The sequence below is a fragment of the Reyranella sp. genome, from assembly GCF_965228225.1.
Taxonomy (GTDB): Bacteria; Pseudomonadota; Alphaproteobacteria; order Reyranellales; family Reyranellaceae; genus Reyranella.
Map to the genome: position 1 here is coordinate 2560490 of NZ_OZ245801.1, position 21806 is coordinate 2582295.

The window sequence follows — 21806 nt, forward strand, 5'->3', positions numbered from 1 at the left end:
GGGCCGCCGGCCCCTGCGGGCCCGGCTACTTCAGAAGCCTGCGCACGAGCCCGTAGAACAGCCACATCCCAAAACCCCACAGGGCATAAACGATCGGCACGACCGCCACGCCCGGCAGACGCCAGCCGCCACCAACCGGCGCGCCCTTGATCGGCAGGACGACGAACCAGTTCACCGCCAATACCAGCGTGATCGCAAAGAGGATCCAACCCAGGGCCCCATTCAGGATGCCGGGCAGTCGTGCGACCACGCAAGCGCCGAGGATCCCCCAAAGACCACCCCAGAACGCCAGTGAGACGATGGCCGGAACGCCCAAGGGCGGGACCGGCCGCATGTTGTAGAGATTGGGCTGCCCGACGCCGAGCTCGGCCGCCAGAAAGAAACCCCACTGGTGGAACACCAGTACGCTCAGCACGCCAGCGACGAAGCCCGCAACCACCATGCGCCAGGAACTTTCCATCACTTCACCCGTGCAGGCCGCCGTTCGCGCCAGGGATGCGCGCGTTCGAGTTGGGCAGCCAGTGACAACAGCGTGGCCTCGGCGCCATAGCGGGCGACGAAATGCATCCCGATCGGCAGGCCGTCTTCCGTCCGTTCGAGCGGCACCGACATGGCCGGCACGCCGGCGGCATTGCAGACGGAGGTGAAGGCCACCATCGGCGCGAGCCCCTCCTCATATGCTTCGAGACTGCCATCCATGCGCACGGTGCCCAGCGGCAACGACGTACGGGCGACGGTCGGCGAGAGGAGAATGTCGAATCGCTCGAAGAAGGCGCCGAGCTGGCGGCCGGTGCGATGGAAGGTCTGCACCGCGCGGATATAGTCGTGCGCGCTGATCCCGCGGCCCTTCTCGGCATAGAGGCGGGTGACCGGTTCGAGGTCGCCCGGTCCCGGCACGCGGCCATTGGCCCGCAGCTGGATGTTGGTGAAGGTGTTGGCGCACATCACCGTGCCGAAGGCGGCGCCGGTGGCGGCCGGATCGTAGTCCGGCATCGCCTCCTCGACGTGATGGCCGAGCGCCTCCAGACGATTCGCCGTCCGTTCGACGGCCGCGACCAGTGCCGGGTCCATCGATTCCCAGCCGACCGGCTTGCGCAGGAAGGCAATGCGCAATCGCCCCGGCGCCCGCCGCGTCGCCTCGAGGTGGGAGCCTTCCGCCTCCGGCGCTCGATAGGGATCGCCGGGTTCGCCGCCCGCCAGCGCGTCGAGCAGCGCCGCGCTGTCGCGCACGGAGATCGAGACGCAGAGCTGGGCGCCTGCCCCCGCGAGTGTCTCCCCGATCGGCGCCAGGCTGATGCGGCCGCGCGACGGCTTCAGCCCGAACAGGCCGCACAGGGAGGCCGGGATACGGATCGAGCCGCCGCCGTCGGTCGCGTGCGCCATCGGCAGTGCCCGCGCCGCGACCACCGCGGCCGAGCCGCCGGAAGAGCCGCCCGGCGACAGTTCGGCGCGCCACGGATTGACGGTCGCACCGCCGAAGGCCGGCTCCGTCGTTGGTGCCAGGCCGAACTCGCTGGTGTTGCTGCGGCCGACGATCACGAGGCCGGCCCGGCGCATGCGCGCCACCGCGGCGCTGTCATTTACGGCCACCGGCTCCTTCGCGAAGAAGCGCGACCCGACCGTGGTCGGCGTGCCGGCGCAATCGGCCATGAGCTGCTTCACGACGAACGGGATGCCGTGAAAGGGCCCGTCGCCCGCTGCTGCCACTGACTTCTCCAGCAGCTCACCGTCGTAGAAGTCGGTGATGGCGTTCAGCTTGCTGTTGACGGCCCGCAAACGGTTCAGGCTGGCATCGAGCACTTCGCGCACACCGACCTTGCGGCCGCGGATCAGCTCGGCGACGGCGAGTGCATCATGAGCCTCGAACAGATCTTCCAAGGGGTCAGTTCCGCCAGCGCTCGAGGTTCGCCGCCACGAAAGCATCGTCGTGCAGTTCGGGATAGGTCGCGTAGAGCCGATCGATGCCCTCGCTCTGGCCGGGACTCAGCTTCTCGTGCGGATCGAGGCATTCGATCGACCTCAGAAGTCCCTGTCGCCGCAGGATCTCATGGCAGCCGGGGATGCAGCCCGCGAAATCGTGGTCGACGTCGAACACCACGCTGTTGCAGTCCGTCACGAAGGAATCCAGCGCCAGGATTTCGGGCGCGATCGCGCCGTTCGAGACCGAGAGCTTCAGCCGCTCCAGCATTTTCACCGCGCCGCGCGTCCACACGCTCCAGTGACCGAGCAGCCCGCCCTGGAAGCGCAAGGTCACCTCGCGGTTGCCTGTGCGCACGACCAACGGCGTCACGAGATCCGCCACGATGTGGTCGTCGTTGCCGGTGTAGAGGGTGATGCGCTCCTCGGCGTGGGCGGCGGCGATGCCGAAGCAGACATCGAGCGTGCGGTAGCGATTGAACGGCGCCACCTTGATCGCCACGACATTGTCGATGGCCGCAAAGCGGGTCCAGAACTCGCGCGACAGCCTGATGCCGCCCACCGCGGTCTGCAGGTAGAAGCCGATCAGCGGCATCTCCTTGGCGACCGCGGCGCAATGCTCGATCAGCTCGTCCTCGCCCGCCCCCTTCAGCGCGGCCAGCGAGAGCAGCACCGCGTGGTAGCCGAGCGAGCGCGCCGTGCGCGCCTCCTCGACCGCCTGCGCCGTCTTGCCGACAGCGCCCGCGATCATGACCAGCGGTCGGTCGGTCCAGTCGCGCGCCGCCTCGATGGCGAGTTCCAGGACAGGGCGATAGAGGCCGACCTCGCGGATGGCGAACTGCGTGGAATGCACGCCCACCGCCAGGCCGCCCGAGCCGGCATCGAGGTAGTAGCGGCTCAAGGCGCGCTGCGACTGCTTGTCAAAGTTGCGCTCGGCGTCGAGTGCCAGCGGGTGCGCGGGGATGACGGTGCCCTGCCGCAGCAGGGACAGGACCGGCGACGGAAGATCGCGCCAGTGGAGGGCCTTGTCGGTGCTCATGCCTGCATCCTATCCCAGTTCCGGGCCCGCGAGGGCAAAGACGTGCGAGGGATCGTCCAGTCCCTTGGCCGTGCCTAGCGTCATGCGCATGTAGCCACGCGGCGAGGTCGCGCTCTGTTCCTGGAGCCAGGTCCGGACGGCCTGATGTGCCTCCGGCACATCGATGATGAACGGCCCCGGCGCGGCGGCCGCCGCGCCCGAGATAAGCGCCAGCGCGACCGCCTCGCGATCGGCGACCACGGGACCGAGCGACGTCGCCTCCCGGCCCTCGCGGCCCAGCACGAAGCCCACGATCTTGCCGCCCACATCCTCAGCCAGCCAGGCGCGGCCGGGCTGACGCAAGGCCAGGTGCATGAGAATGGAAGGACGCTCCATGCCGGTCAGCGGCCGGTCGTAGACAGCCAGCCGCGGCAGGTCCGCCGGCGCAATCGGCCGGATCGTGACGCCATCAGGCGACGCGACCGCCTGGTCCTTCACGCCGTCGAAGTGCCAGCGTGCGATCGGGTACAGGTCACGAAACCCCAGGGGCAGGTAGATCGGCCGCCCCTGCTCCGTCGCATCGAGGCCCGCGACCGCGTCGACGGCCTGCACTTCCTCTATGCAGCGCTTCAGCAGGCCGGTGCCCACGCCGCCGCGCCGGCGCTCCCTGGTCACCAGCACCATGCTGATCCAGGCGAGTTTCTGCCCGAGCGGGAGCACGAGCGAACTGCCCTGCCACGTCCCGTCCGCCGCCGTGCAGCCGAAGCCGCGTCCGGCGCCCAGCATGAAGCGCCAGTCGGCGACGTTCTGATTCCAGCCCGCCTCGATCGACAGCGGCCACACCGCGCCCGCCTGCTCCGGGTCGATCGGCTTGACGTCGAGCCCATCGGACACTGGCGCGTCAGTATTTGCCATCGCGCACCTCATAGTGCGTAGGCTTGTTCAAGGTCGCCATGTCGCGCTCCAGCCAGTCCGTGGTCCACTCGATCATCTTCGAGAGCGGCACGCTGGGAGCCCCGAATTCCTTTTCCATGCGCCTTGCATCGTTCAGCCACCCGGTCGGCGCTTCCTTGCCGGTGAGGATCGGTGTCCGGCCCAGCAACTTGCCAAATTCGGCGGCCAGCCAGCGGATCTCGATCGTCTCGAGCCCGGTGACGTTGATCGGCGTCGTGGGCGTCGTCGCGCGCGCGAGGCAGCGCAGGGCCACAGAATTGGCATCGCCCTGCCAGATCACGTTGACGTGGCCCATCGACAGGTCGATCGGCTCGCCGTCTCGCACCTTGCGGCCGACGTCGTGCAGGACGCCGTAGCGCATGTCGATCGCGTAGTTGAGGCGGAACAGCCGGCCGGGCGTGCCGTGTCGGCCCGAGAAATACTCGAACATGCGCTCGCGGCCGACGCAGGAATTCGCGTAGTCGCCGGAGGGCGGCACCGGCGGCACCTCCTCCGTCGCCCCGCCGCTGTCGACCGGCACGAACGGATAGACGCAGCCCGTCGAGAAGGCGACGATGCGCGACTCCTTGAAGACCTCCGCGACCATGGCCGGAACCTGCACGTTCATCGCCCAGGTGAGCGGCACGTCGCCCGTCGCACCGAACTTGCGCCCCGCCATGAAGACGACGTTGGCGGCCTTGGGCAGGCTTTCCAACGCCGTGCGATCCAGCAGGTCGGCCGAAATCGGCTCGACGCCGGCCTTCTCCAGCGCCTCCTTCACACCCGGCTCGCTAAAGCGCGCCACGCCCATCACCCGCTTGGTCGGCGCAGCGCGCTTGGCCATGCGCGCGAGCGTCGGGCCCATCTTGCCGCCGACGCCCAGGACGAGAATGTCGCCCGGCGTCGCCGCCAGGTCGGCCACCAGCTCGGCGGACGGGGCGGTCATGAAGTCCTCAACGGCTTCGATGCTGTCGAAGCGGGCCGGAAGGTTGGCGCTCATTTCTTGCCTCCAGGATGGGCGGGCGTCAGCCGTTCGCCCGGTGCGTCGGGCATCGACCGGAGCGCCGCGAAGTCGAGATCGACGCCGACCGCGAAGCCCGGACAGCCCAGCGAACCCAGCGCCAGCGCGCCGTCGCGTACCTTGAGCCGCGCCGGCCTGCCGGGCTGGCGCTCGTAGAGATCGGGATGCGCGGCCACGAAGGCATCCTGTTCGGTATCGGAGGCGGACGACATGCCGTCGATGAAATGATGGGCGTTGCGCTCGACATGGGTGAGGCCCAGCAGCGAGACCAGCGCCAAGTCCTGCTGGACGCTGACGCCGGGCTGCGTTGTCAGATCCTCGGCCGACATGAAATAGCCCGGGCCGAGCTTGGCGACACGCGCGGCATTCAGGATCGACTTGTAGAAGCCCTTGCAGTTCTTGCTCGAAACGCCAGCATAGCCGAGCTTCAGCGCCTCGGGAAAGGTCGACAGCTCGCCGTCGGACTCGTCGATGATGACCGGACGATACTTCGCAAGCGCCGTCACGGGCCGGCTGAGCGCCGCCTGGCGCTTGATCGGCTGCTCGATGAACAGTGTCGCCTCGACCATCTTCGCGAGCGCCGGCGTTTCCTCGACCTTGCGCCACAGTTCGACGATACCCTCGACATCGTCGTACTGCTCGTTGCCGTCGAAAGTGACCTTATAGTCGCCCGCGCCGGCATCGAGCACCGAGGCGATGCGCGTCAACCGATCGAGGTCGGCCCTCACGTCGCCCCCCACCTTCAGCTTGTAGTAGCGGCCTCGATAGTACGAGACGACTTCTTCCAGCGTCTCCGGAAGCCCGTCGTTCACCCGCTCGGACTCCGGCCGCTCGGCCGTCGTCAGCGGGTCGACCAGGCCCACCGTGTGACGCAGATCGATCGAGGGGCGCGGCTTCAGCCCCTTGAGGAAATCCGAGAGATGACGGGCGTCGATGTCGGGCGTCAGATCGGTCGCCGAGATGCCTGGCACGTTGGCCGCGATCATCTGCCCAAAAGACTGTCCGGTCGCCTTGCCAAGCGCATCGAGGATCGCCCGGTCGAGCAGGGCCGGTCCGTACGAGGCGACGAGAGGATTGAGCCCCAGTTCGGCGCCGCGCGCGATCTGCTGGCGATAGCTGCCTGCATAGAGCCCGAACGGCGTGTCGAAGCCGCCTGCCGTGTAGTGGTCGATGGCGAGCTGCAAAGCCTGCCGGAGCTGGTCGAGATTCTGGGCGTCGGAGAATTCCGGACTTTTCTCGAACCACTTGGCACCCAGCGCCTCGGCGGCAACGCCCTCGCTGATGCGGCCATCCTCCAGCGCGATGCGCACACGGATGATTGCCTGAATGCCCTGCGTCACGGTGATGACGCCGAAGCGGAACGGCAGGCGCAGGCGATGGTCGCGCTCGAAGCGGTCTACCGCCTCAACCTTCACTTTCATGCAGTTTGCTCCAGCAGACCTTGAACATAGCCGATCATGCGCGCCGCGCAGGTCGGGCCGTCGGGTTCGTAGATAAAGGGTTCCATGGCGACCCAGCCATCATAGCCCGTGTCGCGCAGCGCCTCGACCACGGGAGCGAACTTGTCGGCCCCCTCGCCCGGTCCACGCTTGTTGTGATCGTTGAACTGGACATGCGCCATCAGCCCCGTCGGCATCCAGCGGCGGATGACATCGGCGACCGGCTCCTTCTCCTCCAGGCTGGAGGCCAGCGTGTCGACCATCAGCCGGAAGGCCGGGCTGCCGATGCGACGGACGACGGACTCCGCCTCGGCCAGCGTGTTGACGAAGTTGCAATCCGGTCGCGCCAGCGGCTCCAGGCAATAGACCACGCCCGCTTTCTCCGCAGCGGCGGCGGCGGCGGCCCAGGCTTCCTCGACACGCTTCGCATCATCATGGTGGGCGACACGACGCTGGCCGGGCGAGCCGTGGACCAGATAGGCGCCGCCCAGGTCGGCGCACAGCTCGATGGATGACAACAGCACATCGACGCTGCGCCGCCAGAGCGCCCGATCGTCGGTCGCGATCGACAGACCCGCCGGTGCCGCCAGCAGCCAGTGGAGGCCGCTGACCTCCACGCCGGCGTCGGCACAGGCCTTACGGACGGAAGCACGCTCGGAGGCTGGCATGCGCCATGCATCGTCGCCGAGGGTAAAGGGCGCCACCTCCAGCCCCTCGTAGCCGAGCGCTGCTGCCAGAGCGCACTGGCGCTCGAACGGCAACTCGCGGATGACTTCATTACACAGGGAAAGCTTCACGGACGAACCTCGCCTTGACGGGCAAATGCGCGTTCGCCAGTCTCATCGCATGGGGGCACATGATATCAGTGAGACGAAAGCGATGAACAGTTTCATCGCTGCGCGCGCATGACGAAATTCGGGACTCTGGCCAACCGTTACTGGCCGACGCTCGTGCTCTTCGCCCTCCTGCTGGCGAGCTGGCAGGCCGCCGTCACCTTCGGCAACATCCGCGAGTATCTCCTCCCCGCCCCGCTGTCGGTCTGGAACGCGCTCTGGCACGGCGACACGGCCTGGTGGCCTCATCTCTGGACCACGACCTTCGAGATCATCGGCGCCTTCCTGATGGCCGCGGGGGTCGGCGTGGCGTTGGGCGTCGCGATCGCCTGGTCGCCCGTTCTCGCCAACGCGCTCGTGCCGTTCCTGGTGTTCGTGAACACCCTGCCCAAGGTCGCGATCGCGCCGCTGTTCCTGATCTGGATGGGCTACGGCATCTTCCCCAACATGCTGATGGGCGCGCTCATCGGCTTCTTCCCGGTGGTCATCAACACCGCCGTCGGCCTGTCCCAGGTCGAGCCGGACATGCTCGACCTCGGCCGCGTCTTCAACGCGCCGAAATGGAAGATCTTCGTCAAGATCCGCATTCCGAACGCCCTGCCCTACATTTTGAGCGCGCTGAAGATCACCGCCACCGCCGCGGTAGTGGGCGCAATCGTCGGTGAGTTCGTCGCCTCGCAGCGCGGCCTGGGCTACGTGATCGTCACCACCCAGAGCAGCATGAACACCTCCGTGGCGTTCGCCGCCCTGGTCTGGATTTCCGTCGTGGGCCTCCTGCTCTACGGCGCCGTCGTATTGCTGGCGCACCTCTGGGCCCCCTGGGCCGAGGGCGTCGACTGAGTTCGGGGATGGGAAAAGGGAGATCGCTATGACTCGCACATTGTCGCTGGGGCTGGCCGCATTGCTGGCCACGTCCGGTGCCGCCTCGGCGCAGGAGAAGTTCACCTTCGCACTCAACTGGTTCGCGGTCGGCGACCACGCGGCCTACTGGGTCGCCCTCGACAAGGGCTATTACAAGGCCAAGGGCCTCGACGTGACGCTGGAGAACTCCAAGGGCTCCGGCGATTCGATCGCCAAGGTCGACACCGGCCGCGCCGATGCCGGCCTCGCCGATGCCGCCGTGGTCATCGCCTCGGTCGGCCGCGGCACCACGGTGAAGACCGTCGGCATGGTGTTCGACAAGACGCCGCTCAACATCTTCAGCCTGAAAGAGAAGCCGCTCTCCAAGCCCAAGGACCTCGAAGGCAAGACGCTCGCCGCTCCTCCGGGCGATTCGCAGCGCCAGATGTTCCCGGCCTTCGCCAAGGCCAACGGCATCGATCCGGCCAAGGTGTCCTGGGTCAACATCGAGCCTTCCGCCAAGATCGCGGCCTTGGCCGAGAAGCGCGTCGACGGCGTCGGCGACTACAGCACCGGCCTGCCGCTCTACGAGAAGGCCGCCGGCAAGGGCAGCGTCGTCATGATGCCGTGGGCCGATTTCGGCTTCGACATGTACTCGATGTCGATCATCGCCAGCGCCAAGACGATGAAGGACAAGCCCAAGGCCCTGAAGGATTTCCTCGAAGCCTCCTACATGGGCTGGCGCGACGTCATGGCCGACCCGAAGGCCGCCATGGAAATCCTGAAGAAGCGCGTCCCCGAGGTCGACGTCGAGGTGATGACGCCCAACATGATGATCGGCCTCGGCCTGATGAAGACCGACCGCTACGCCAAGAACGGCATCGGCTGGATCGACGAGAAGAAGATGTGCGAGTCGGTCGATCTGGTGAACACCTACATGGGCCTGCCGAAGAAGGTCGAGTGCAAGGACGTCTACTCGACCGAGTTCTTCACCAAGGTCGCGATGCCGAACTGATCCGGGCAGTCGCGTCACGTGACAAAGGGACTGATCGACCTCGACCGGGTCGGCATGACGTATCAGGCGGCGAGCGGCCCGGTTGAGGCCCTCGCCGGCATTTCCGCGTCGATCGGCGCCGGCGAGTTCGTTTCGCTGGTCGGCCCGAGCGGCTGCGGAAAGTCGACTCTGCTGCGCATCCTGGCCGGGCTGCGTCCGGCCACGACCGGCGCCATCACGGTCGCCGGCCGCACCGTGACGCAGCCGATCCCGGACGTTGGCATGGTGTTCCAGGCGCCGATCCTGCTGAAGTGGCGGTCCATCCTAGAGAACGTGCTGCTGCCGGCCGAGCTCGCCGGCAAGGACCCGCGTTCGCTGCGGTCGCGCGCCGAGCAGCTCCTCGAAATGGCCGGGCTCGGCGGTTTCGGCGCCAAGCTGCCGCGCGAATTGTCCGGCGGCATGCAGCAACGCGCCGCCCTCTGCCGCGCCCTGCTGCTCGACCCGCCGCTCCTGCTGATGGACGAGCCGTTCGGCGCGCTCGACGCCATGACCCGGGACGACATGGCACTCGAGCTGCTGCGGATCTGGGGAGAAAGCGACGTCGCCCGCGAGGCCCGCAAGACAGTGGTCTTCGTCACCCATTCGATCCCGGAGGCGGTCTTTCTGTCAGATCGCGTGATCGTCATGTCGGCCCGCCCGGGCCGCATCGCCGCGGACCTCCGGATCGACCTGCCGCGCCCCCGCACGGTGGAACTGCGGGCGTCCGAGGCGTTCGGCAAGCTCAACCTCGAGATTTTCCGCGCCCTCACGGGCAAAACCCTCGTGGGCGCGGCCCTTTAGGGCGTTGGCGCGGCCTGCCCTGCCTGATAAGACGCGGACGAAATAGCAGGAGCAGACATGGCCAACGCCGCCACCCCGATCAAGAGCGCCGCCAAGGGCATCAGCGCAGACGCCAGGGCCTTCGACTGGGAGGACCCGTTCTTCCTCGACGATCAGCTGACCGAGGACGAGATCGCCATCCGCGACGTCGCGCGCGACTACTGCCAGGACAAGCTGATGCCGCGCGTCCTGATGGCCAACCGCAACGAGAAGTTCGATCGCGAGATCATGAACGAGTTCGGCGCGCTGGGCCTGCTGGGCTCGACGCTTCCGGAAAAGTACGGCTGCGCCGCCGCCAACTACACGACCTACGGCCTGGTCGCCCGTGAAGTGGAGCGCGTCGACTCGGGCTATCGCTCGGCGATGAGCGTGCAGTCCTCGCTGGTCATGCATCCGATCTACGCCTACGGCAGCGAAGAGCAGCGCATGAAGTACCTCCCCAAGCTCGCCACCGGCGAATGGGTCGGCTGCTTCGGCCTCACCGAGCCCGACCATGGCTCCGATCCCGGCGGCATGAAGACCCGCGCCACGACCGTCCCCGGCGGCTTCAGCCTGTCGGGCTCCAAGATGTGGATCACCAACTCGCCGATCGCCGACGTGCTGGTGATCTGGGCCAAGCTCGACGGCGGCGCGATCCGCGGCTTCATCCTGGAGCGCAGCTGGAAAGGCATCGAGACGCCGAAGATCGAGGGCAAGTTCAGCCTGCGCGCCTCGGTGACGGGCGCCATCATGCTCGAAGACGTCTTCGTGCCGGTCGAGAACATGATGCCCAACGTCGCCGGCCTCGGCGGTCCGTTCGGCTGCCTGAACAACGCCCGCTACGGCATCGCCTGGGGCGCCATGGGCGCCGCCGAGTTCTGCTGGAAGCAGGCGCGCAACTACACGATGGAACGCAAGCAGTTCGGCCGGCCGCTGGCCGCCACCCAGCTCATCCAGAAGAAGCTCGCCGACATGCAGACCGAGATCGCGCTCGGCCTCCAGGCCTGCCTGCGGGTCGGCCGTCTCAAGGACAAGGGCCATGCCCAGCCCGAGATGATCTCGCTGATCAAGCGCAACAATTGCGGCAAGGCGCTCGACATCGCCCGCGTCGCCCGCGACATGCACGGCGGCAACGGCGTCTCGGACGAGTATCACGTGATCCGTCACGCGATGAACCTCGAGGCCGTGAACACCTACGAAGGCACGCACGATGTGCACGCGCTGATCCTCGGCCGTGCGATGACCGGCATCCAGGCGTTCAGCTCGGGAGCCTAACCCGCCGTGACCTTGCCTCCCCCCGGCGACATCGCGATCGTCGTCGCCGGGGCGCTGGCCGCTGGCTTCGTCAATGGATTGAGCGGCACCGGCTACGCGCTGGTGGCGCTGGGCTTCTGGCTGCAGGCCATGTCACCGCTGACGGCCGCGCCTCTCACCGCCCTGTGCGGCGTCGCCGGCCACATTCAGTCCCTTCCCCGCATCTGGAGCGGCGTGCGCTGGCAGCGCCTGTGGCCAATGCTGGCTGCGGGGATCGTCGGCGTGCCGCTGGGCACGCTGCTGCTCGACCATGTGAAGCCCAACCCACTCAAGATGGGTGTCGGCCTCCTGTTGATCGTCTACAGCGGCTGGATGGCCTTCGTGCGTCGCCCGCCCATCGTGACGGGCGGCGGTCGTCCGGCAGATGCCGTCGTGGGCCTCATCGGCGGCGTCATGGGTGGCATGGCCAGCCTCAGCGGCCCGGCGCCGGCAATCTGGGCGCAGCTCCGCGGCTTCGGCAAGGACGAGCAGCGCGGCGTCAACCAACCCTTCAACATGAGTGTGCTGTTCCTCGCCCTGATCTCCGCCGGCATCGCGGGCTTCCTCGACCGGACGTTCCTCGTGTGGGCGGCGATCACCCTGCCGACGACGTTGATCGGCGCGCGCATCGGACTGGCGCTCTACGGCCGCATCAACGACGCCCAGTTCCGCCACATCCTGCTCGCCCTGCTCTGCCTGTCGGGACTCACACTGATTCTCACGTCGCTCCGCTAGCTGGCGAGAAGCGTCGGATAGCCACTACCGCCCATCATACGCGCAGGCTCTCCAGCGGCGGGGGAACCGGTCGAGCAGATCCCACCGCAGCCCCTCCCGCGGCTGACGCCGCGGCCGGGCTGGTCTAATATGGCTGACGAGGCCCGCAGCCTTCATGCCCCAGCCTCCCCAACGCGGACAACATGCACATGGCAAACAGGCTCTTCGCTGACTGCGCAAAGCACCTGCCGGAATTTTCGATGAACGTCGTCTTCGACGTCGGCGCAAACATCGGCCAAAGCACCGACGCAATTATCGAGCACTTCCCCACAGCACAAGTATTCGCGTTTGAGCCTGTCTCCGCAACGTTCGCGCAGTTCATGCAGCGGTTCGGAGATTTCCCGAATGTGAAAGCCAATCGCCTGGCGCTCAGCTCGAGGTGCGCAGCGGGCAATGTCATGGCGTCCGGCACGTCGGTTTTGAACTCCCTTACGGAGGAAATCGGCACCGCCGAGAACCCCGTCGAGCCCGTCGACCTTCTCACCGGCGACGTGTATTGCGACCAGAACGGGATCGAACACATCTCCTACCTGAAGGTGGACACCGAAGGATTCGACATGGAAGTCCTGAAGGGCTTCCACCAGATGATCGGCCGCCAGCGCATCGACCTGATCCAGGTCGAAGCCGCGATGAACCCCTTGAACGAGCGCCACGTCGATCTGACGACCTTTCGAGGCTACCTGGAAGCGTGCAACTACTACCTGTTCGGCATCTACGGTGCGAGGCACGAGCGCAAGGTGCCGATGCTGCGCAGGTGCAACCCCGTCTTCATCTCCCAGAGGCTGCTCGACGCGAATACTCGTCGCCGAGCTAAAGCGGAGCGCTAAAAGCAGGAAGCGAGAGGGTTTTCCAGGCGCTCGGAAGTCTTATTCAAGCTGCAGGCTCTGAAGTGAGATCAAGGGCAGAGACGCATCACCCCGGAGACAACGAATCCTGTCTCCTGGCCGAAGATCGCGCCGCCTCATACGGTCGGAGCAGAACTCGGGTCGACACCGGACCCTTCCCCCAGATACCGCTTCCCGTCGACAGCAATGCCGGAGATGACGGCCGCTTCATCATAGCTTCTGATACCTGAGAATGAGGCAGCTTCCGAAAGGAACGCTGGAAGATTCATCATTGCTTTCTCGTAGGAAACCAGCAGCAGGGGATGCTTTGTCTCAGCAGCAATGGCGGCCAAGCGCTGCTGTACGGCGACGACCGACTGAAGGACGTGGATCGGCGTCTTCGCTCTCCGTTCAGCCGATCGCACCGCGACCGAAAGAGGTTCCTTGAAGATCACGACGAAGTGAGGATTTGGAACGATGTCCGCTATGGCGGAGAAACGTTGCTCGATCGCGGGAAGCTTCCATGCCCAGACAGAATGCAGCTGGCAAAATTCATCGATTATCTGCTGCATCCTTTCCGAGTCTTCCGCCAGGAATGCTTCCTTCAGGCGGTTATGTTCGTAGCGAGGACTTATACGGTCCTTCGAGGTTCGCCTGAACGGTACGCCAAGCTGAGAGAAAACAGATGCTGCAAACGACGTCCCGCCCCGGGGCGCGCCGCAGATCACCAACGATTTCCGGTCCGTTATCTTGTCCGCGTTCTTGACCAGCACGCCCTTAAAGCTCGTGCCCATACTCACCGCTCCCATATCTTCAGGTATCCCACGCAGAATCCGGACGGCTCGACTCCGGTCGACATCTATCCCTAAGGCGCGCGGGTTTGGCGGCCGCTGCACCTCTCTCTCGCAGATCGCGGACTCCTTCTTGGAAGGACCCTGGTCATTCAGAAAACCCTGGATACGGCGGGTTGCCGCAAAGCAGGCTCGCCGCGCGAGAAGACGCCAGCGAGCTGCAAAAAAGGACGAGCCCGGGCCGCTTGGGTAGCGTGCCATTCAAATCCCAGTTTGCCATTGGCCCGCAAGAGCGTCGAGCCTCGAATCGGAATGAGCAGGGATTTCCGACGGATGGGAGCGCCTCATTGGATTGATCCTAGCGAGCATGCGCAAGCGCATCTGAGAGACGGTTTCGACGGGATCGGCGTCCCACGCCTTGTGCAGCGTGTCCCAGACCAGCGCCGCGTCAGGCGGCGAGAAACTTCAGGCAGCCGCTTTCAGCCAGAAGCGGTGCGAGACCGGCTGCACCCTTCGCCGACTGGTACTTGCGCCGGATCTCGGCCAGTGAGCGGGCGTGGTATTTCTGTGGCTCCTGCGCCCACTCCGCGCCACCGAGGTTCAGGGTGAAGCTCTTGTCGCCGCCCTCGATCGCGGCCGCATTGGCCGCCGACCACGGCAGGAACAACGCGCCCACCTCCTGGCTGAGAAGCGGCATCAGCGTCGGCGCGAGCGCTGGCAGCGCTTCGAAGTCCCCTTCCGACCGAGGCGACAGCATGCGCGGGAGCCAGGCCATCACGTTGGGCGCCGAGGCGCGCATGATCGCGCCCGGTGTGGGATCGGTCGCCGCCTCATAGAGCTGCGCCCACAGGCCGAAGTCTGCCATCGCCGGCCGGCCGCCCAGCAGGTAGGGCCGCGACGCCAGATGCGCGTCGATCAGGCCCAGCGCCTTGGCGAACGAGGCCTCGATCAGCGGCTCCGTCTTGTCGTTGGAGCCAACGAACCCCAGCCGGCCCATCATGCGCTCGGCCACGGCCGCGCGGGCCTGCGCCACGGCAAGCGTGCCCTGCACACCCATCATCTGCTGGGCGATTCGCTCGGCGGTCGACCACGCGTCCGGCTGGTAACGCCAGCGATAGTGGAACATCCATTTGTTCCCCCACTCGTCGCCATACTCCTCGATGAGCGCGGAGACGAAGGCGAGCGCGGGGTCTCCGGGCATCACGGAAGGTTCGGGATGCGACGCCTCGAAGCGTTCGAGGATCGGCGTCGAATCCTGGATGCCCTCGCCCTCCGGCGTCACGACCAGCGGGACGAGCGGCAGCTTGGCGTATTTCTGGAATTCCACCTGGACCGCCGGCGACCTCGGGATCCATTCGTGGTCGAGGTTCTTGTAGCGGAAGAAGGACCGCACCTTCACCGAATAGGGCGACAGTTCGGAGCCGTAGATCCTGTAAGTCATGGCGCTCTCAGATCCAGCGTTTGCGCTTCAGCCAGAGGAAGATGGACGTCACGATCACGACGACCATCACCCAGAAGAAATCATAGCCATACTTCCATCCCAGCTCTGGCATGTTGCCGGTATCGCGATCGAAGTTCATGCCGTAGATCCCGGCCAGGAAGCTGAGCGGCATGAAGAACACGGTGATGACGGCCATGGTCTTCATGACCTCGGACATCCGGTTGGACGAGTCCATGAGATAGACTTCCATCAGGCCGTTGGCCATTTCGCGATAGCTCTCGACCAAGTCGAGTACCGCCACGGCATGGTCGAAGCAGTCGCGCAGATAGGTTCGCGTTTCCGGCATGATGAAGGGCACGTCCGGACGCATCACGGCCAGCACCGTCTCGCGCTCGGCCCACTGGATGCGATGGAAGGCGACCAGCGCCCGCCGCGCCTGGTGTATATGCGCGAGCGTATCCTTGGTCGGATGGCCCAACGCCTCCTCTTCCAGCTCCTCGAGATGGGTCGACAGGGCTTCGATCAGCGGGAACTTGCGATCGACCACGAGATCGATCAGCGCGTAAACGAGATAGTCGATGCCGAACATGCGCAGCCGCGAGCCCGACGTCTGCAGGCGGTCACGGACCGGCTTGAAGATGTCGGCCTTCAGGTCATGGAAGGAGATGACGTAGTTGTCGCCGAAGAAAATGCTGACCTGCTGGCCCTTGAGCACGCAATCTTCGTAGGCCGGGTCGTTCAGGACGATGAAGCCCTGCCCCTCGTAGAGATCGAGCTTGCTGCGCTGGTTGGAGTGGAACACGTCCTCCAGGGCCAGCGGATGCAGGTTGAACGCCATGCCAAGGTTGCGGAGCATTTCCGAACTCGGCCGCCCACCGACATCGATCCAGGTATGGCCGGGCGTGCCGAGATGGAAGCGGCACTGGTCCACTTCCACCTCGTGCAGGACTTCGACTTCGTCCTGCGTGTATTCGACCAGGGTGAAATCGAGCGCTTCGTCCGGAACCGGTGCGCGCCCGGCCAGCGTGCCGGGCGCCGTGCCGGGCTTGGTGTGGCGGCGAAAAAGCCCGTCCATGCGCTCACTCGCCCCCTAAAGCGGTCAGACTTCTTCCATCACCTGGACATCGGGGCGGCCGGCGAGATAGTCGCCGAGCTTGCGTCCGAGTTCCTTGAAGTGCGGCGCGGCCCGATGGGCCTCCAGCGCCGCCTGGTCCTGGTAGCGTTCCAGCATGACATAGACGTTAACATCTGCCGTCTTGTGCAGCGCATAGAGCTTGTTGCCGGGCTCGTCGGCATGAACCTTGGCCTGAAGTGCCTTCATGGTCGCTTCGAAGTCTGCGTTCGTGCCGGGCTTGATGGTCAGTTTCGCGATGACGCCGATCATACTCACTCCTCCTGCCGTCTCTATTGCGGCTTCTTCTTCAAAAGATACTTGTGCTCGCCATCGCACACCAGTTCGCCCTTCTGGTTGTGGATGGTCAGCTTCAACACGGCGACCCCCGTCGTGCGCCCGGGCTTCAGCTCGGTCACCTGAAGCATCGGGTAGAGCGTGTCGCCGACATAGACCGGCTTGAGGAAGCGCGAGGACTGTTCGAGGAACCCGATCAGCGACTCGCCCACGAAATGCGGGAAGATACCGCCGCCCGCTGCTCCCTGGATGGCGACCTGGAGCCCGTGGGCCAGCATGTCCCGGTGTCCCAGCGCCTTGCAGTACTCGCGATCGTAGTGGATCGGATGATTGTCGCCGCTGGCGAGCTGGAACGCCGAGAACAGCGCCTCCGTCTGGGTGCGCGAGTTGATGTAGAAGTTCTGGCCGACTTCGAGATCCTCGAACCAGTGGGCCGGTCCGAAACGATGCTCGGCCGGGTCGAACGGCTTGGCCTGGTCCTCCCCCATTGCCTAGGCGCCCTTCGCCTTGCGCGCCATTCCGTCGAACAGGTCCAGCATACGCTCGCGCCACGCATGAACCGGATCGTCCTTTTCCAGCAGCTCGAGCGGGCTCACCGTGCGCGGCCACATGAAGGTGCCCGCGAGGATGTAGTCCGGGTACGCGGCCTCGGCGCCCGACAGGAACTTCTGCTCGCGCAATGCGCGGCGCGCCGGTTCGAGCGAGGCTCGGAAGGCCGCCAGACCCTTCTCGCGGGCCTGGTCTTGGAAGGAAGCGAAGTCCGTCGTGCCCAGCCGTGCGCCGCGCGATTGGGCGATGTACTCCTTGTCCTCGGGCCTTACGCGATCGTAGAGGTCGCCGATGATCAGCGGGAAGATCCCGGCATTGACCACGGTGTCCGTCCAGCCGTTGATGAAACGCGCGTAGGAGCGGCCCATCTCGCTCTTCAGCAGCAGCTTCTCGGGATACATGTCGTCGAGGTAGACGGCGATGGCCCAGCTGTCCTTCACCGGCTTCTCGCCATCCTTGATCACCGGCACGGTCTTGGAATCGGCGAAGGCGATCTTCTCCTTCTCCGTAAAGCCCATCGGCACGTTGGTGTAGTCGAGGCCCTTGTGCGCGAGCGCGAACTTGGCGCGCCAGCAGAACGGGCTTGGACGACGATCGTCCTCGAACGCCAGGTCGTACAGCGTGATCATGCGGCCCTCACTTGCCGTCCAGCATCTTGATGATGCCGGAGAAATCCTTGCCGCCGTTACCCGAGTTCACGAACAGGCTGAAGAGCTGGGCGGCCTCTGCTCCCAGGGGGGTGCTGGCGCCGGCGGCGTTGGCCGCCTGCTGGGCGAGCATCAGGTCCTTCAGCATCATCGCCGCCGTGAAGCCCGCCTGGTAATCGCGATTGGCCGGAGACGCCGGCACCGGGCCGGGTACCGGGCAGTAGTTGGTCAGCGACCAGCACTGGCCGGAGGCGGTCGACGCGACGTCGAACAGCTTCTGGGCATCGAGGCCGAGGCGCTTGGCCAGCATGAAGGCCTCGCTGACGGCGATCATCGACACGCCGAGGATCATGTTGTTGCAGATCTTGGCGGCTTGGCCGCCACCGCTCGTGCCGGCGAGAACGATGTTCTTGCCCATCTTCTCCAGGATGGGCTTCGCCTTGGCGAACGACGCCTCGCTGCCGCCCACCATGAAGGTGAGCGTGCCCGCGGTGGCGCCGCCGACCCCGCCCGAGACCGGCGCATCGACCATGTCGAGGCCGGCCTTCTCCGCCTGCGCCGCCACGTGGCGAGCGCTCTCCACGTCGATGGTCGAGCAGTCGATCAGCAGCGTGCCCTTGGCGACGTTGGGCAGTACGTCCTTCTCATAGACCTCGCGGACATGCTTGCCCGCCGGCAGCATGGTGACGACGATCTCCGCCCCCTTCACCGCTTCGGCGGCGGAGGACGCCTTGTGAGCCCCCTTCTCGACCGCCGTCGCCACGGCCGCGTCGGACAGGTCGAAGGCCACGACGTGATGCTGGGCCTTTGCCAGGTTGGCGGCCATCGGGCCGCCCATGTTGCCGAGACCGATGAAGGCGATCTTCGCCATGGTTTCCTCCGTTTGGTTGCTGCCGCCTCAGTCGAAGAACAGGTCGTTGGACACCGGCTGGAAATGTTCCTCGACCAAGGCGCGGGTGACGCCGTCGATCGTCGGGGGATTCCATTGCGGCTTCTGATCCTTGTCGATCAGCAGTGCGCGCACGCCCTCGAAGAAGTCGTGGCCCTTCTGCATGCAGCGCTGCGAGATGCGGTACTCGATCGTCATCGTGTCCTCGAACGAGCGGTTGGCGCAGCGCTTGAGCTGTTCCAGCGTGATCGCCATCGACAGCGGCGAGAGCTTCATCAGCGCCGCGAGCTGCTTCTGCGCGAACTCGCTGTTCGACTTCTCCAGATTGGCGACGATCTCCTGCAGCGTCTCGGCCGAAAAACAGCGATCGATCTCGGGCATCAACGACGGCAGCGTCTGCTCGCCGGCGTCCGCCTGGAACCGGGCGATGACGGCATCGACCTTCTCGTTGGCGCGCGGGCCGGACAGGTCCGCCGCGCCGAGCGCGGCCTGCAGCTCGTCGATCTTCGCGCTCGGCACGAAGGCGTGCGCGATCCCGGCCCAGACGGCATCCGCCGCCTTGAGGCGATAGCTGGTGAGCGCCAGGAAGGTGCCCAGTGCGCCCGGCAGGCGCGTCAGGAAATAGCCGCCGCCGACGTCGGGGAAGAGGCCGATCGTCGTCTCGGGCATGGCGAAGAGATACTTCTCCGTCACCACCGAGTGCGAACCGTGCGCCGACAGGCCGACGCCGCCGCCCATGTTGATGCCGTCGATCAGCGAGATCCATGGCTTGGTGTAACGATAGATCCGCCGGTTCACGATGTACTCGTCGCGGAAGAAGTCCCGCCGCAGCGTGCCCGACGGATTGTCCCGCATCTCGCGGTAGAGTCCGGCCACGTCGCCGCCGGCGGAGAAGGCACGGTCGCCGGCGCCGCGCAGGACCACCGCCTTGATGGAAGGATCCTTCTCCCACGCCGGCATCACGCGCTCCATCTCGAGGATGATGCCGTGCGACAGCGAGTTGAGGACCTTCGGGCGGTTCAGCGTCATGACGCCCAGACCGTCCTTCACATCGAACAGAATTTCAGCTTCGGACATTCTTCATCCCATCAACAAACGGCGCGAAATGATCACGCGCATGATCTCGTTGGTGCCTTCGAGAATCTGGTGCACGCGGAGGTCGCGGAGATAGCGCTCCAGCGGGAAATCCTTCAAGTAGCCGTATCCGCCATGCAATTGTAGCGCTTCGTTGACCACCCGAAAGCCCATGTCGGTGGCGAATCGCTTGCCCATGGCGGCCGCCTGGGTCGCCTCGGGCGACTTCTGGTCGAGCAGCGAGGCCGCCCGCCAGATCATCAGCCGCGCCGCGTCGAGTTCGGTCGCCATGTCCGCGAGCTTGAACTGGGTCGCCTGGAAGTCGGCCAGCGGCTTGCCGAACTGCTTGCGCTCCAGCACGTAGCGCGAGGCGGTCTCGAGGCAGGCGCGCGCCCCGCCCAGCGAACAGGCGCCGATATTGATGCGTCCGCCATCGAGACCCATCATCGCGATCTTGAAGCCATGGCCTTCCGGCCCGAGCCGGTTGGCCACCGGCACCCGGCAGTTCTCGAAGATCACCGAGGCCGTCGGCTGGCTGTTCCAGCCGAGCTTGTTCTCCTGCTTGCCGAACGACAGGCCGGGCGTCCCCGCCTCGACCACCAGGGTCGAGACGCCGCTGGCCCCCGGACCGCCGGTGCGCAGCATCACGACATAGATATCGCTGCGGCCGCCGCCCGAAATGAAGGCCTTGCTGCCGTTCAGCACATAGTGGTCGCCTCGGAGTTCGGCCCGCGTCGCCAGCGCTGCCGCATCCGAACCGGCGCCCGGCTCGGTCAGGCAATAGCTCGCGAAATGCTCCATCGAGCAGAGCTTGGGCAGGAAGCGCCGGCGCTGCTCGTCGTCGCCGAAGGCGTCGATCATCCAGGCGGCCATGTTGTGGATGGAGATATAGGCCGCCGTGCTGGGACAGGCCGCCGCCAGCTCCTCCATGATGAGCGCCGCATCGAAGCGGCTGAGCCCGCTGCCGCCGACATCGTCGCGCACGTAGATGCCGCCGAAGCCGACGGCCGCGGCTTCCCGCAGCACCTCCTCCGGAAAGATCTTCTCGGCGTCCCAGCGCGCGGCCTGAGGCAGCATGCGGTCGGTCGCGAATTGCCGTGCCGTATCGCGGAAGGCCTGCTGGTCTTCTGAAAGCGTGAAATCCATCGACGGGACCGTATCAACTCTGGCGCCGGCTTTCTGCAGGAAAAGGAGCCGCATTGCGGCCCCTACCCGTTCGCGCCATAAGGCCTTTCATGTCCGCCCGTTTCACGACCCTCGGCCGCTATCCCACGACCCGCCTGCGCCGCAATCGCGGCGAGGAATGGTCCCGGCGCCTCGTTGCCGAGAACAAGCTCTCGGTCGACGACCTGATCTGGCCGGTCTTCGTCCAGGAAGGCCAGAACGCGCGTACGCCTGTCGCCTCCATGCCGGGCGTCGACCGCCTCTCGATCGACCTCTTCGCAGAGGCGGCAAAGGAAGCCCGCGATCTCGGCATTCCCGCCATCGCGATCTTCCCCGAGACCGACCCCAAGGCCAAGACGCCCGACGCGCGCGAGGCCTACAATCCGGGCAACCTCGTGTGCCGCGCCATCACTGCGGTGAAGAAGGCCGTTCCCGACATCGGCATCGTCTGCGACGTGGCGCTCGATCCGTTCAACAGCGACGGCCATGACGGCATCGTGCGAGACGGGCGCATCCTCAACGACGAATCGGTCGAGGCGCTGGTCAAGCAGGCGATCGTCCAGACCGAGGCCGGTGCCGACATCCAGGCGCCCTCGGACATGATGGACGGCCGCATCGGCGCCATCCGCGCGGCGCTCGACGCCAAAGGCTACCAGCACGAACAGATCATGTCGTACGCCGCCAAGTACGCGTCGGCCTTCTACAATCCATTCCGCGACGCCATCGGCAGCTCTGGCGCCCTCAAGGGCGACAAGAAGACCTACCAGATGGATTACGCCAACTCCGACGAGGCCCTGCGCGAAGTGGGCTTCGACATCGAGGAAGGCGCCGACATGGTGATGGTCAAGCCCGGCCTCCCCTATCTCGACATCGTGCGCCGCGTGAAGGACACGTTCGGCGTGCCAACCTACGCCTACCAGGTGAGCGGCGAGTACGCGATGCTGCGGGGCGCGGCCGATCGCGGCTGGCTCGACTGGAACAGGGTGCTGATCGAGACGCTGACCGGCTTCAAGCGTGCCGGCTGCGACGGCATCCTGACCTATGGCGCGATCGACGCGGCGCGGCTGCTCAGCTCGAAATGATCGCCTGCCCATGATCG

The 21806-nt window shown here is 65.9% G+C and carries 23 protein-coding genes; 7 read left to right on the top strand and 16 right to left on the bottom strand.

Annotated features, from left to right (window positions below):
* Positions 1-25 precede the first annotated feature (25 nt).
* From ACO07K_RS12260 to ACO07K_RS12290, 7 genes are read right to left on the bottom strand one after another with little or no spacing between them, the layout of a single operon-like run.
* Complete coding sequence (locus tag ACO07K_RS12260) at positions 26-460, bottom strand: hypothetical protein (protein WP_422036208.1); 435 nt, start codon at positions 458-460, stop codon at positions 26-28.
* Positions 460-1878: an amidase gene (locus ACO07K_RS12265; RefSeq protein WP_422036209.1), complete on the bottom strand. Its 1419-nt coding sequence runs from the start codon at positions 1876-1878 to the stop codon at positions 460-462. The genes ACO07K_RS12260 and ACO07K_RS12265 overlap by 1 nt, the downstream gene beginning before the upstream one ends.
* Before the next feature lie 4 nt (positions 1879-1882).
* A complete protein-coding gene (locus ACO07K_RS12270; RefSeq protein WP_422036210.1) occupies positions 1883-2956 on the bottom strand; it encodes a dihydrodipicolinate synthase family protein in 1074 nt (357 codons plus the stop codon).
* Positions 2957-2965: 9 nt separating this feature from the next.
* Positions 2966-3850: a hypothetical protein gene (locus tag ACO07K_RS12275; RefSeq protein ID WP_422036212.1), complete on the bottom strand. Its 885-nt coding sequence runs from the start codon at positions 3848-3850 to the stop codon at positions 2966-2968.
* Positions 3837-4868 carry an NAD-dependent epimerase/dehydratase family protein gene (locus ACO07K_RS12280; protein ID WP_422036214.1) on the bottom strand — a complete coding sequence of 344 codons (1032 nt, stop codon included), beginning with the start codon at positions 4866-4868 and terminating at the stop codon, positions 3837-3839. Before ACO07K_RS12280 ends, ACO07K_RS12275 begins: the two co-directional genes overlap by 14 nt.
* Complete coding sequence (locus ACO07K_RS12285; RefSeq protein WP_422036215.1) at positions 4865-6310, bottom strand: mandelate racemase; 1446 nt, start codon at positions 6308-6310, stop codon at positions 4865-4867. Before ACO07K_RS12285 ends, ACO07K_RS12280 begins: the two co-directional genes overlap by 4 nt.
* Entirely contained in the window at positions 6307-7125 is an 819-nt protein-coding gene (locus tag ACO07K_RS12290; RefSeq protein WP_422036216.1) for a sugar phosphate isomerase/epimerase family protein, read from the bottom strand. The genes ACO07K_RS12285 and ACO07K_RS12290 overlap by 4 nt, the downstream gene beginning before the upstream one ends.
* 108 nt (positions 7126-7233) lie before the next feature.
* Here ACO07K_RS12290 and ACO07K_RS12295 point away from each other — a divergent pair, with 108 nt between their 5' ends.
* The 6 genes from ACO07K_RS12295 (at position 7234) to ACO07K_RS12320 (ending at position 12747) form a co-directional block, all read left to right on the top strand.
* Positions 7234-8001 (top strand): ABC transporter permease, encoded by a 768-nt coding sequence (locus ACO07K_RS12295; protein WP_422036217.1) that lies wholly within the window; start codon positions 7234-7236, stop codon positions 7999-8001.
* Between the two features lie 28 nt (positions 8002-8029).
* A complete protein-coding gene (locus ACO07K_RS12300) occupies positions 8030-9016 on the top strand; it encodes an ABC transporter substrate-binding protein (protein WP_422036218.1) in 987 nt (328 codons plus the stop codon).
* Positions 9017-9034: 18 nt separating this feature from the next.
* Entirely contained in the window at positions 9035-9835 is an 801-nt protein-coding gene (locus ACO07K_RS12305) for an ABC transporter ATP-binding protein (protein ID WP_422036219.1), read from the top strand.
* 57 nt (positions 9836-9892) lie between these two features.
* Complete coding sequence (locus ACO07K_RS12310; RefSeq protein WP_422036220.1) at positions 9893-11128, top strand: acyl-CoA dehydrogenase; 1236 nt, start codon at positions 9893-9895, stop codon at positions 11126-11128.
* A gap of 6 nt (positions 11129-11134) precedes the next feature.
* Entirely contained in the window at positions 11135-11881 is a 747-nt protein-coding gene (locus ACO07K_RS12315) for a sulfite exporter TauE/SafE family protein (RefSeq protein WP_422036222.1), read from the top strand.
* Positions 11882-12069: 188 nt separating this feature from the next.
* On the top strand, positions 12070-12747 hold the full coding sequence (locus ACO07K_RS12320; protein WP_422036223.1) for an FkbM family methyltransferase: 678 nt from the start codon (positions 12070-12072) through the stop codon (positions 12745-12747).
* A 134-nt stretch (positions 12748-12881) separates the two neighbouring features.
* Here the strand turns inward: ACO07K_RS12320 and ACO07K_RS12325 are convergent, their stop codons facing one another.
* The 9 genes from ACO07K_RS12325 to ACO07K_RS12365 form a co-directional block, all read right to left on the bottom strand.
* Positions 12882-13538 (bottom strand): hypothetical protein, encoded by a 657-nt coding sequence (locus tag ACO07K_RS12325; RefSeq protein ID WP_422036224.1) that lies wholly within the window; start codon positions 13536-13538, stop codon positions 12882-12884.
* Positions 13539-13983: 445 nt separating this feature from the next.
* Entirely contained in the window at positions 13984-14976 is a 993-nt protein-coding gene (locus tag ACO07K_RS12330; RefSeq protein ID WP_422036226.1) for a glutathione S-transferase family protein, read from the bottom strand.
* A 7-nt stretch (positions 14977-14983) separates the two neighbouring features.
* Complete coding sequence (gene corA, locus ACO07K_RS12335; RefSeq protein WP_422013458.1) at positions 14984-16051, bottom strand: magnesium/cobalt transporter CorA; 1068 nt, start codon at positions 16049-16051, stop codon at positions 14984-14986.
* 24 nt (positions 16052-16075) lie between these two features.
* Positions 16076-16360, bottom strand: coding sequence for a putative quinol monooxygenase (locus ACO07K_RS12340; RefSeq protein WP_422036227.1), 285 nt, complete (start codon positions 16358-16360; stop codon positions 16076-16078).
* Between the two features lie 20 nt (positions 16361-16380).
* Entirely contained in the window at positions 16381-16872 is a 492-nt protein-coding gene (locus ACO07K_RS12345; protein ID WP_422036228.1) for a MaoC family dehydratase, read from the bottom strand.
* A 3-nt stretch (positions 16873-16875) separates the two neighbouring features.
* On the bottom strand, positions 16876-17562 hold the full coding sequence (locus ACO07K_RS12350) for a glutathione S-transferase N-terminal domain-containing protein (RefSeq protein WP_422036229.1): 687 nt from the start codon (positions 17560-17562) through the stop codon (positions 16876-16878).
* A gap of 7 nt (positions 17563-17569) precedes the next feature.
* Positions 17570-18451, bottom strand: a complete 882-nt coding sequence (gene mmsB, locus ACO07K_RS12355; RefSeq protein ID WP_422036231.1) for a 3-hydroxyisobutyrate dehydrogenase — start codon at positions 18449-18451, stop codon at positions 17570-17572.
* 27 nt (positions 18452-18478) lie between these two features.
* Entirely contained in the window at positions 18479-19546 is a 1068-nt protein-coding gene (locus ACO07K_RS12360; protein WP_422036232.1) for an enoyl-CoA hydratase/isomerase family protein, read from the bottom strand.
* A 3-nt stretch (positions 19547-19549) separates the two neighbouring features.
* On the bottom strand, positions 19550-20689 hold the full coding sequence (locus tag ACO07K_RS12365) for an isobutyryl-CoA dehydrogenase (protein ID WP_422036655.1): 1140 nt from the start codon (positions 20687-20689) through the stop codon (positions 19550-19552).
* 89 nt (positions 20690-20778) lie between these two features.
* Here ACO07K_RS12365 and hemB point away from each other — a divergent pair, with 89 nt between their 5' ends.
* Positions 20779-21789: a porphobilinogen synthase gene (gene hemB, locus ACO07K_RS12370; RefSeq protein ID WP_422036233.1), complete on the top strand. Its 1011-nt coding sequence runs from the start codon at positions 20779-20781 to the stop codon at positions 21787-21789.
* Positions 21790-21806 lie beyond the last annotated feature (17 nt).